This is a genomic window from Bartonella sp. AA23NXGY, from assembly GCF_042197165.1.
Lineage (GTDB): Bacteria > Pseudomonadota > Alphaproteobacteria > Rhizobiales > Rhizobiaceae > Bartonella.
In genome coordinates, this window is record NZ_JBHIRO010000001.1 from 124,052 (window position 1) to 136,644 (window position 12,593).

The following is a 12,593-nucleotide window of genomic DNA, read 5'->3' on the forward strand; positions in this document are numbered from 1 at the left end:
TAATTCTTAACATTAGCGTGCCTTGATGAATTAGTAATCAGACCTTTTCATAAAACTTGAAAAGAAGTATACATAACATAATTAGGGCTCTTGAAAAATATTTTTTTAAAAGGCTGCATTCCGTTATCATTTATAGAATAATTAATTTATAATAAAGTGAAGGGGATTTAATGGTACAATCGCATATTCGTCTGCTAATTATTGGCTCAGGTCCGGCTGGTTATACAGCGGCGGTCTATGCAGCAAGAGCAATGCTTAAGCCGGTTTTGGTGACGGGCTTGCAGCAGGGTGGACAATTAACAATTACAACTGATGTTGAGAATTATCCAGGTTTTGCAGATCCCATTCAAGGACCATGGTTGATGGAACAAATGGCAAAACAAGCTGAGAATATGGGGACAAAAATTGTCTATGATACAATTATAAAGGCTGATTTGTTGAAGTATCCTTTTGTCTTATATGGGGATTCAGGAACACAATATTCTTGTGATGCACTGATTATTGCAACAGGAGCTCAAGCGCGCTGGCTTGGTTTAGAAAGTGAACAGACCTTTATGGGCGGAGGTGTTTCCGCTTGTGCTACATGTGATGGCTTTTTTTATCGTGATAAGGACGTTATTGTCGTGGGAGGAGGAAATACGGCTGTTGAAGAAGCACTTTATTTATCGCATTTGGCTAAAAGTGTAAGCGTGGTTCACAGGCGGGGGCAGTTTCGGGCAGAAAAAATTTTACAAGATAGGTTGCTGGCTTGTAATAATGTGCGTGTTCTTTGGGATCATGTGGTTGAAGAAATTGTGGGGCTGCCAGCTCAAGATTCAATGGGCGCTGTTGTAACAGGGGCACGTCTGAAAAATGTTAAGACAGGTCACGAGATGAAAGTGAATGCAGAGGGCATATTTATTGCCATTGGGCATGATCCTGCTGTTTCTCTGTTTGAAGGACAGCTGAAACAAAAACGAGGCGGCTATTTATGGACAGCACCCGACTCAACAGCAACAAGCATTGCTGGTGTTTTTGCTGCTGGGGATGTGACAGATGAAACATTCCGCCAAGCTGTAACAGCTGCGGGAAGAGGATGTATGGCAGCGTTGGAAGCAGAACGGTTTTTGGATATACCCAGGCGTTAGTCACTCATTGAGAACATAGAGAATATAGAGGTAGAATTAATTGTGGCGCCACCGTTGGATTGGGATAAGTTAAGGGTTTTTCACGCTGCAGCAGAAGCGGGATCTTTTACGCATGCTGCTCAAAAACTTCATTTATCTCAATCAGCCGTTTCACGACAGGTTTCGGCTTTAGAACAAGAGGTTGGGGTATCCTTATTTCAACGTCATGCGCGTGGTTTGATTCTTACAGAACAGGGAGAAACTCTTTATCGTACAGCTCATGATGTTTTGATGAAGCTTGAAAGTGTGCGTTTGCAATTAAGTGAAAGCTATGCAAAACCAACGGGGCACTTGCGTGTGACCTCGACCTTTGGAATGGGGGCAGGGTGGATTGCAGAGCGTATGCCAGAATTTCTTAGTCTTTATCCTGATATGCAGGTTCAGCTTTTGCTTTCCGATGAAGAGCTTGATTTGACAATGTGTCATGCGGATTGTGCTGTTCGCTTACATCAACCCAAACAACCTGATCTTATACAAAGAAAACTCTTTACAATTCATATGCATGTCTATGCTTCGGAAAAGTATATTGCAAATTATGGAAAGCCGGAAAAATTGTCTGATCTCGATGAGCATCGTATTATTTCGTTCGGTGAACCTGTTCCACCTTATTTGTCTGGTTTAAATTGGTTGGAAAAGGCTGGTAGAAGTGATGGATCATTGCGCGTTTCAGTTTTACAAATCAACAATATCATCTCAATAAAGAATGCGCTTATGCGTGATCTTGGGATTGCTGTGCTTCCTGATTATATCGTCAATAATGATGAGCATTTAGTGCGTCTTTTTCCTGATATGGTTGATATTCCTTCTTTTGATACTTTTTTTTGTTATCCTTATAATTTAAAGAATTTGGCAAGGTTAAATGCTTTTCGAGATTATATTTTTTTAAAAGCTCGCCAGTGGTCTTTTTAATATTAATATCTTAATTTATAAGGAATAATTAGCTATTTTGCAACTTGAGACTCCCGTAATATTCTTTCGTTTCAAATTTGCCTATATTGAATCAATTAAAATTATTTGTTGCACATTAAAAGTGGAGGGAGTCCGTACGGGTAAATATTTTTGAAAAGAGGGATAAATGTTTTTTTACAAATGCTAGCAAACGTGAGAGCTATTATATATTGAAAAATGGACAATCGTGTGATGGTGTAGTTAACATTTTTACTATTTAATTAAAGAGAGTGGTACATGATGGAGACAAATTTAAAGCTATGTGTTTATTGCATAGCAGATACGCTTAAGTCTTTATTGTGCTTTTCCTTATAAAATGACATAGAATACTATCTCTTGATTATGTTGCCTCCCAGTTTCGTTTTCTTGAGTGTTCCCTTACGAAGATCTATCAGATTGATTTTATCTCTGAGGATCTTCCAAATTTGCCGGACATATGTCCGGCTTTTTTTTAATTTTTGAAAGAGTCCCTAGAAATTGCAATATATGGGAAGATGATAAAGAAAAAATTTCGAAACTGGTGGATATCCAACAATTTTTTTAAGAATACTAAAATTCAATGAGGAGTTTGAGAGGGGATATTCTATTGTACTGTAAAAGTCTGTCTTTTAGGGGTGTGATATAAAATATTTAAAACCTTATACATGAAGTGCTTTTTATTAGAATGTGAGGTGAATATTTAAGGCAGGTCTTGTTCATAAAGCCTATGAAGTAAATCAAGTAGTTATTAAATAGAACTTAAAGGAAACTGGATTGCTTACACAACGATGGGAGGTGGCTTCTTCTTCGTTTTAGGACGAAGAAGAAGCTGAGAAATAGAAGAGATTTTATTGTAAGGGCCTTTGATTATAAGGGCAATTGTGTTTAAAAGTGCTCGGTCTTTTTTAGAGTTATAAATTGAATGGAGAAAGTAGAATAGGCTTGTCATCTCTTATGATAATAGACCGATTCATTTATTTGATAGCTAAATTTTTTTGATCTTTATCTACAGCATCTATTTTTGTGTTTATTCATAGATATTTTTGCTGAATCGATAGATTTCGTGACACAGTTTCAGATATTTTCTCGGATATACTAACATTCGGCAAAAAACAATCACAAGAGATGATATTAAAAATTTTAAATTAAACTGTTGCAAAAACGCTGTATACGTATACAAGCTTTTTCAAGTAATTCTTCTGATGTTGCATAAGAAATACGAAAAGTTGATCCAAGTCCAAAAGCAGATCCTTGGACGACAGCAACAGCTTCTGTTTCTAGAAGCGCTATGGCAAAGTCTTCATCATTCGTAATACGTTGACCATTGGGTGTTTTCTTTCCAATAAGTCCGGTGCAAGAAGGATAAACATAAAAAGCACCCTCAGGCGTTGGACAGTAAATGCCAGGAGCTTGATTTAGCATGGAGACAACGAGATCACGGCGTGCTTGAAAAATACTTTTATTTTTAGCAATAAAGTCTTGTGGTCCGTTAAGTGCTTCAACCGCAGCCCATTGTGAAATGACACTTGTTCCAGATGTTTGCTGTCCTTGAATGGTATCCATGGCTTTAATTAATTCTTGTGGTCCGCCTGCATAACCGATTCTCCATCCCGTCATCGCATAGGCTTTAGAAACACCATTCATTGTGAGTGTACGCTCATAAAGCGCTGGTTCTACTTGAGCTGGAGTCACAAAGGTAAAACCCTCATATGTGAGATGTTCATATATATCATCGGAAAGGATATAAACATGAGGATATTTTACTAAAACATCTGTAAGTTTTTTCAATTCATTATGTGTATAAGCGGCACCTGATGGATTTGAAGGAGAGTTAAAGATGAACCATTTGGTTTTGGGGGTAATGGCAGCTTCTAGCTCTTGTGGTTGGAGTTTATAAGAAAATTCGGCTTTTGTTTCTAAAAAGACAGGCGTACCATCGTTGAGTGCGACCATTTCTGGATAACTAACCCAATAAGGGGATGGAATGATAACCTCATCTCCTTTATTCAAAGTTGCCATGAATGCATTAAAGAGAATTTGTTTTCCACCAGTACCAACAATAATTTGTTCTGGTTGGTAAAGAAGGTTATTTTCTCTTTTAAACTTTGCAGAAATTGCTTGGCGCAATTCTGGAATTCCAGATATGGGAGGGTATTTTGTTTCTCCCCTTCGAATAGCTTCAATAGCCGCGTTTTTGATGTTGTCTGGGGTATCAAAGTCTGGCTCTCCAGCACTTAAAGCAATAACATTTCGCCCTAATGCTTTTAAATGACGGGCCTTTTGAGAAGCAGCAATTGTTGCAGAAGGTTTGATACGAGACAGTTTGTCGGCAATAAAAGCCATAATTTTAAATCCTTATATTATATCAACAAATGGTTATTGCTTTAAGGATATTCTATAAGAGATTATATTGTATGCAATAAAAAACTTCCAAAATACTCTTACACGGGCTTTATATTCTTCTTTTTTGAGATCTTTTACAAGATAATCTCTTCGTAGATTTTATGAAAGTTTTTGAGGAAGTATAAGAGAGGTTTGATAAATTGTGCAAAGGAGATAAGCAGTCTTTTATTTTAACAAGGTAAAATAATGCTTTATACAAAATAAAAAAATCTTCGTCTTTACAGACGAAGATTTCTAAATAAAATATTGCAGCATTTAAACTTTAAAGTGCTGCAAGGTTACCAGCGGCAAATTTTCCTGAACGACGATCTTGAAGAACATCATAAGAGATTTTTTGCCCTTCATTAAGACTGTTTAGACCTGAACGCTCGACGGCAGAAATGTGTACAAATACATCTGCACTACCATCGCTAGGCTGAATGAATCCGAAACCTTTTGTTGTATTAAACCACTTAACTGTTCCTGTAGACATAGGAAACTCCTTAGAATATATAATTATATTGAGCATTGAAGCTTTCATTTCTTCAATACGGTTGTAGATCGAAATTAGGTGGGAGAAGTTTCGCCGAAAGTGCAGATTGCACAGGAAAGAAAGTCACGTAACCGAAAATTCGATGAAACCTCTATAAAAGTTTTTAGAACAAAAAGCAAGTCTTAATCAATTTTTATATAAAGAAAAAATAAGAAAACAGTGTACATTTTGCTAAGTAGAAAAAAATTCAACTAAAATAACTTTGTAGTGAACGTACCTCAAGGTGCCTTTTTTTGAGTGCTTTGATCGCTTCTACGACGGCTTCGGCTCCAGCTATTGTTGTATAATAGGGAACATTTTGCATGAGTGCTGCATAACGTAATGATTTTGAGTCTGAGATGGCACTGGCAGTGCTAGTTGTATTAAAAATTAATTGAATTTGGCGATTACGAATAGCGTCTTCAATATGGGGATGTCCCTCTAGAACTTTGTTGATTTTTTTTGCTTCAACGTGGTGTTCGGTGAGAAATTTTTGTGTTCCACTTGTGGCGACAACAGAAAAGCCAAGCTCAGTTAAACGTTTTACAGGATTTAAGATGCGTTTTTTATCTTCATCCCTTACAGAAACGAACAAAGTTCCCTCTTTAGGGAGTTTTACACCAGCTCCAAGTTGGGCTTTAGCAAAAGCAAGCGAAAATTCATAGTCAAGACCCATAACTTCACCGGTTGAGCGCATTTCTGGACCAAGAAGTGTATCAACACCTGAAAAACGAGCAAAAGGAAATACTGCTTCCTTGACGGCAATATGTTGTTTTTTTTGCAAAGAAGGTAATCCACCATAAGCTTGAAGAGCATCATGAAGCGTTTCTCCTGCCATAATACGTGCAGCCATTTTAGCAATAGGGCGACCAATCGTTTTTGCAACAAATGGGACAGTACGTGAAGCACGGGGATTGACTTCTAAGACATAAATGGTGTCATCTTTTATAGCATATTGTACATTCATTAAGCCGCGAACATGAAGTGCTTGTGCTAATGCTTTGGTTTGGCGCTCTAATTCAGTAACTATTTTATTTGAGAGCGTATGGACTGGTAGAGAACATGCTGAATCACCAGAGTGGATACCAGCTTCTTCAATATGTTCCATAATACCAACGATTAGTGTTTCTTTGCCATCACATAGACAATCAACATCTACTTCAATTGCTTCTGTTAAATAGGTATCAAAGAGAAGCGGATTTTTACCAAGCAATATATTGATTTGTCCTGTTGTGTCGTTAGGATAACGGACTTTGATATCTTCTGAAATTAATTCGGGGACACTCTCAAGTAAATAATTTTGTAAGCTACGTTCATCACGGATAATTTGCATAGCACGTCCTCCTAAAACATAAGAGGGACGTACAACCAAGGGGAAGCCTAGTTCGTGAGCAATGAGGCGTGCTTGTTCAATGGAGTGGGCAATACCATTTTGAGGTTGTGTTAAATTAAGTTTAAATAACAGTTTTTGAAAGCGGTCTCTATCTTCTGCTAAGTCGATAGCGTCAGGTGAAGTACCTAGGATGGGGATATTGTGTTTTTCTAGAGCGCTTGCCAATTTCAAGGGTGTTTGTCCGCCAAATTGGACGATGACTCCAACCAAATCTCCTTTTTCCTGTTCTGCTTCTAAAATAGCGATAACGTCTTCTGTTGTTAAAGATTCAAAGTAAAGGCGATCAGAGGTATCATAGTCGGTTGAAACTGTTTCAGGATTACAGTTAATCATAATCGCTTCAAATCCTGCATCACGCAGTGCAAAAGCAGCGTGGCAGCAACAGTAATCAAATTCAATACCTTGCCCAATGCGGTTTGGTCCACCGCCTAAAATAGCAATTTTTTTGCGTTCAGAAACGTGTGCTTCCGAGTGCTCTACACCTGCAAAGGGAACTTCATATGTTGAATACATATAGGCTGTAGGAGAAGAAAATTCAGCGGCACAAGTATCAATCCGTTTGAAGACGTGTTTAACATTCAGTGATTTACGTAAAGCTGCGATATAATCGGGTTCTTTCCCTGTAAGGGAGGCTAATCGCGCATCTGAAAAGCCCATAGCTTTTAACATACGTAAATTATCTGCGTCTTGGGGTAATCCATGAATGCGGATACGCTGCTCCATTTCAATGATGGAGGCTATTTGTTCTAAAAACCACGGATCAATTTTGCTAATTTGGTGAATCTCATTTAAGGGTAAGCCTGTGCGCATGGCTTGAGCAATATAGCGTAGACGATCAGGGCTTGGTATGGCAATGGCTGAGCGTATAGAACTTTTTTCATCACCTTCAGCATGCTCTGGAATCACAATTTCATCAAGACCTGTAAGCCCTGTTTCAAGTCCACGGAGTGCTTTTTGTAACGATTCTTGAAAAGTGCGTCCAATTGCCATGACTTCTCCTACAGATTTCATCGCAGTTGTGAGGACAGGTGATGAACCGGGAAATTTTTCGAACGCAAAACGAGGAATTTTTGTCACAATATAGTCAATAGAAGGTTCAAATGATGCTGGTGTTGCACCACCCGTGATATCATTTTTTAATTCATCAAGTGTATAACCAACAGCCAGTTTAGCCGCTACTTTGGCAATGGGAAACCCCGTTGCTTTTGAGGCAAGCGCTGAAGAGCGAGAAACACGCGGATTCATTTCAATAACAATGAGGCGCCCATTTTCAGGATTGACAGCAAACTGTACATTGGATCCCCCCGTTTCAACACCAATTTCTCGCAAAACAGCAATCGAAGCATTACGCATACATTGATATTCTTTATCGGTTAAGGTGAGAGCAGGTGCTACAGTGATCGAATCACCGGTATGAATCCCCATTGGATCAATGTTTTCAATAGAACAAACGATGATACAGTTGTCGTTCTTATCACGAACAACTTCCATCTCATATTCTTTCCACCCTAAAACACTTTCTTCAATTAATACTTCTGTTGTTGGTGAAGCTTCAAGCCCACGTTCAATAATTTCATAGAATTCAGAGCGGTTATAAGCGATTCCACCACCAGTTCCACCAAGGGTGAATGAAGGACGAATAATAGCTGGAAGCCCAACAACATCAAGAGCTTGAACTGCTTTTGCTGTTGCATGAGCGATATAATGTTGTTTGCGATCAGCTTCGGTATGTCGCCAGTTGCGCTCAAGTTCTTCGAGTGCTTTGTCAAGCGCAGCACCAGAAAGTTTTGCTTTAAGTTCAGCACACGTTTTTGCGTGTTGTTGGCGATTTTCTTCTTTCAGTTCTGTTGCATTGGCTAACATAGAGCGTGGCGTTTCCAAACCGATTTTTGCCATCGCTTGGCGGAATAAAGCACGATCTTCAGCTTTATCAATAGCATCAGCATTGGCTCCTATCATTTCAACATGATAGCGGTCTAGAATACCCATACGCTTTAATGATAAAGCAGTATTGAGGGCTGTTTGTCCTCCCATAGTGGGCAAAAGGGCATCGGGACGCTCGTGAGCAATAATTTTGGCAACTATTTCAGGAGTAATGGGCTCTATATAAGTTGCATCAGCTAGATCTGGATCTGTCATAATCGTGGCAGGATTAGAATTTACCAAAATAATTCGGTAACCTTCTTCTTTTAATGCTTTACAGGCTTGAGTGCCTGAATAATCAAATTCACATGCCTGACCAATGATAATAGGTCCTGCTCCGATGATAAGAATAGATTTTATATCTGTGCGTTTGGGCATGACTTTTTCCTATGACAAATATCTATGTGCGATTGTTGCGGGCAAAATATTTCAGTTCTGAGGCTACAATCATTTTATAAGTTAAGTGACAAAGAAAGTAAGCATTAAAATACCTTTTCCATGCTTTTTTTCATAAAATTGAAGATAAATTTCTTTTTTGAGTTGAGTCATCTCGTCAGTCTATCAAAAGTATGACCTTTGATAAAAAAATAATAACAGTGCTCTAACAAATTAGAATATTCAAGCATACGTGGAGCATAAAAAGCCGGAACATCTTTCCAATCCATTGCCGGTATATTTTGTGTTTTATGACATTTTTTGCCTAAGAGAGCACGCTCTTTTTCTATTGCTTGTAAAACATAAGCCATTATTTATGGTTCAATGGGATTTCGTAAAATGAAGTGGGAAGCTTATCGTGTTGTTCCGTAAAATACTGCCGTTTAGAGCTGTGATATAAGGTATGAAAATTGACCACATTAAGGTATTTTTTGTTAGTATATGATAAAATTCAGGACAAGATTTGTGTGTAGAGAGCTTATGAAATAAACTATATCAAATGGTTTCAGTTGGAATCTGTTAGATAAATAGCAAGATTGTTGATAAATCAGCTCTGGTCGAAGTTTCTGTTTTAGGGTAGGGAACGTCAATCTATAGATGTGTCTGTTTCATAAAAGGGTGAGAGTGTATTTTAATACAATGGCTAAGGAGATCATTTCAGAATGATTTTGTTTGTTTTTAAAAGAGAGTGAATACTCTCCCTTTACTTTATGGATGATGTTCAAAACTTTTTAAAATATAAAGAAGGCTAAAATGCTGAATATTTCCCAAACGAGAGTATTCTGTCTGAAAGATGTATCAATAGGAAAGCTTTTGGTGGCTAGGTCTCAAAAAGGGATTTGTCATATAGCGTTAGGAGACACTATAGAGCAATTATTACAGGAGTTTACGATACGCTTTGGTGATGCACAACAAGTTGTAGGTGACAATACATTTAAGAGAGAAGTTGCCCATATTATAGCCATGATAGAAACACCTAAGCTGGTAAAAAAATATAATTTTCCCTTAGATATAAATGGTACAGTTTTTCAACGACAAGTATGGGCAGTATTATGTGATATACCATGTGGTGAAACAATTTCATATGAGATCTTAGCATGCCGTATTGGTATGCCGAAAGCTTTTCGTGCCGTTGCTCATGCCTGTGCACGTAACGAATTGGCTATTATCATTCCGTGTCATCGTGTTGTGCGTAAAAATGGTTTTATTTCAGGGTATCGTTGGGGGGAAAAACGGAAACAGATTTTACTACAACGGGAACAAAATGGAAAAATTTAACTTTGTGTAATGGGCATTATAATCGTTACAGTTGTTCCTTTCATTTCTTTTGAAGTAATTTCAAGTTTTCCTTTGTGGAGTTCTAGCAAGGAGCGTGAAATGGCTAATCCAAGACCTGAGCCCGTATGAGATTTAGTGAGCTGATTTTCGACTTGTTCAAAAGGTTGCCCAAGTTTTTTAATTGCTGATTGGGGAATACCAACACCTGTATCTGTAATTTTAAAAATAAGGTTATTTTTTTTCTTGAAAGCGCAGACATCAATATTTCCGCCAGAAGGCGTAAATTTAACGGCATTAGAGATGAGATTAAGGAAAATCTGTTTCATTGCACGACCATCAACTTCAGCATGAAGTTCTGGGGTAATGTTTGTTGTAACAACAATATTTTTTTCTTGAGCTTGGGGCGTTAGTGTTCGTACTGCTTCACTAATGATGGGCTCAAGATCGGTATTTTTACAATCAAGCGTAAATCTTCCTGCTTCGATTTTTGACATATCAAGAATGTCATTGATAAGGGTTAGAAGATGGGTTCCTGAATTGTAAATATCATGCATATATTCCTTATAGCGTTGTGAGCCAAGAGGGCCAAAAGTTGATTGCAACATGATGTCTGAAAAACCAAGAATAGCATTCAGAGGCGTGCGCAATTCATGAGACATATTGGCTAAAAATTCTGATTTAGCCTTATTAGCACTTTCGGCGCGTTCTTTTTCTGCTTTCAAACTTTTATTAAGTTTTTCAACTTCTGTTGCGCGTTGTTGAGCACTCCCTCGTGCGCGCTTGAGTTCTTGAATGAAAGAAAAAAGACGCCTTTCACTGTCTTCAAATTTTTCCTGTTGTTGTTTAAGCTCAGAAATGTCAGTACCAATACAAACCAATCCTCCATCTTGGGTTCGTCGTTCGTTAATTTTGAGCCAACAACCATCTGCCGTTTGGCGAATACTGGTTAAGTTACCAGTACCATCATCTTTAAGGGGATATTCACTGAGTGCAGGGCGTGCCATGGCTTCGACGGTTGCACGTTGGATACCTGATTGGAGAATTTGTTTAGGAATAGCGGCATATTCGCAAAATTTGCTGTTGGACATGACTAAACGTCCTTCAGCATCCCACAAGACGAAAGATTCTGAAATGTTTTCAATCGCATCACGGATACGAAGGTCGGCTTGCGCTGTTTGTTCAGCCAATTGTTGCTGTTCACTAATATCGAAGGAAATACCAACCAAATGGGGTTCTTCTTCTTCAGTAACTTCGGCACGAATGCGCATCCATACATAATGACCATCAGCATGACGCATAGGAACGTTAATATCGATATGCTTTTTTTTACCGCTCATTAATTCTTGAGCAAGATCAAAAAAATTCGCATCATTTGGATTGATAATGGCGCTAATTTGGGAAATTGAGAGCAGTGCATCTTGAGGGACATAGCCGAGCATTTCGTACATTGCTCGTGACCAGTAGACGCGTCCACTTGCCATATTCCAATCCCATAGTCCACAGCGTCCACGCATCATTGCCATATCAATACGGTTTTGAATTTTTTCTGAAACAAGATCTGTTTTGCGTGCTCGTACAATTTGGTTGTAATAAGCATAAAGAAGAGCGAGGATAACGCCACTAGTTCCAATAAACATGGTTATATTTAACGAGAGAGCTTTCCGCCATTCCATGTAAATATGTTGCATTTTTTCACTGATGAATACCCCATATTGTCCATTTTCTGTTTGCTGAAAGGAAGCAAGAGCAGGAATATCTTTTCCTATTGTAATTTTCATGATTCCAGCATGTTTTCCTAGAGCTTGTAAAGTAATGCTTTCAGAGGTAAAATCCTGTAAGGGTTTTCCTAAGACAATCTCGGAACTTGATGAAGCTAGGACATTGCCTTTTTGATCGACAATAGCAATAACAGCGCTGGTTTTTATAAAACCTTTGTTACGAAAATTGGTCAGGATATTTTGTAAATGATTATGAGAAAGAGCAGCAGCTTTTCCTTGTTGAGTGGCGGCAAGTAAGTCACGGTCGATTATATTGGTAATATGAGAAGCTAAGAGAGCGATGGTAGAATGCGTGTTTTTATCAATTGTGTTGCGCCAATCATAGATTGATAAGGAACGGATTGCTGCTAGTATAACAAGAAATGCAAGAATTACAAATGGGAGTGAACGTCGCAGCCAAGGTTCAATAAAAAGAAGTTTTTTATAGGCCGAACCAGAATACAGATTGGTACGCTCTGTCCGCTCCTTGCGACTTTGAGCGCTTGATTTTGAATCAGCATACACCTCCCTTGGCGCATTATATGCGTCCAATTTAGCCATTTCGCGTTCCTTTAATTCTGGAATAATGTGATTTAAAAACTGCTTCGATATTCATAGTAACCCCATCGAGTGCAATGAATCAAAACAGGAGTCTTCTGTCCAGTCTTTTTTTTAAAAAAATAATTTTACTTTTATGATTTTGGAATATGAAAAGAAAAAAGTACTTTAAACGTGATCTATAAACAGGCTTAGATTGCCTGTTTATAGGTTTAATGATGATCGAATAGTTTATAGAATTT

At 38.2% G+C, this 12,593-nt stretch carries 7 protein-coding genes and 1 pseudogene; 3 read left to right on the forward strand and 5 right to left on the reverse strand.

From position 1 onward, the window contains the following. The first annotated feature begins 170 nt into the window (after positions 1 to 170). Entirely contained in the window at positions 171 to 1,127 is a 957-nt protein-coding gene (gene trxB, locus ACFINY_RS00525; protein ID WP_375638079.1) for a thioredoxin-disulfide reductase, read from the forward strand. A 42-nt stretch (positions 1,128 to 1,169) separates the two neighbouring features. Continuing rightward, positions 1,170 to 2,075: a LysR family transcriptional regulator gene (locus ACFINY_RS00530; RefSeq protein ID WP_273791217.1), complete on the forward strand. Its 906-nt coding sequence runs from the start codon at positions 1,170 to 1,172 to the stop codon at positions 2,073 to 2,075. 1,158 nt (positions 2,076 to 3,233) lie between these two features. Here ACFINY_RS00530 and ACFINY_RS00535 read toward each other — a convergent pair. The 4 genes and pseudogenes from ACFINY_RS00535 to ACFINY_RS00550 form a co-directional block, all read right to left on the reverse strand. Next, the gene (locus ACFINY_RS00535) at positions 3,234 to 4,436 is read right to left on the reverse strand and encodes a pyridoxal phosphate-dependent aminotransferase (protein ID WP_375634296.1); all 1,203 of its coding nucleotides are present in this window, start codon (positions 4,434 to 4,436) and stop codon (positions 3,234 to 3,236) included. A 322-nt stretch (positions 4,437 to 4,758) separates the two neighbouring features. Continuing rightward, positions 4,759 to 4,968 (reverse strand): cold-shock protein, encoded by a 210-nt coding sequence (locus ACFINY_RS00540; RefSeq protein WP_012754908.1) that lies wholly within the window; start codon positions 4,966 to 4,968, stop codon positions 4,759 to 4,761. A gap of 247 nt (positions 4,969 to 5,215) precedes the next feature. Further along, positions 5,216 to 8,701, reverse strand: a complete 3,486-nt coding sequence (gene carB, locus ACFINY_RS00545; RefSeq protein ID WP_375611195.1) for a carbamoyl-phosphate synthase large subunit — start codon at positions 8,699 to 8,701, stop codon at positions 5,216 to 5,218. Positions 8,702 to 8,958: 257 nt separating this feature from the next. Next, positions 8,959 to 9,057 (reverse strand): annotated as a pseudogene (locus tag ACFINY_RS00550) (integrase); the annotation flags it as partial. A gap of 454 nt (positions 9,058 to 9,511) precedes the next feature. Between ACFINY_RS00550 and ACFINY_RS00555 the strand changes: the two are divergent. After that, on the forward strand, positions 9,512 to 10,036 hold the full coding sequence (locus ACFINY_RS00555; protein ID WP_273791214.1) for a methylated-DNA--[protein]-cysteine S-methyltransferase: 525 nt from the start codon (positions 9,512 to 9,514) through the stop codon (positions 10,034 to 10,036). On the opposite strand, the gene ACFINY_RS00560 is transcribed toward ACFINY_RS00555, so the two are convergent. Beyond that, the gene (locus ACFINY_RS00560) at positions 10,033 to 12,354 is read right to left on the reverse strand and encodes an ATP-binding protein (RefSeq protein ID WP_375700755.1); all 2,322 of its coding nucleotides are present in this window, start codon (positions 12,352 to 12,354) and stop codon (positions 10,033 to 10,035) included. The genes ACFINY_RS00555 and ACFINY_RS00560 overlap by 4 nt on opposite strands. Between the last annotated feature and the right edge of the window lie 239 nt (positions 12,355 to 12,593).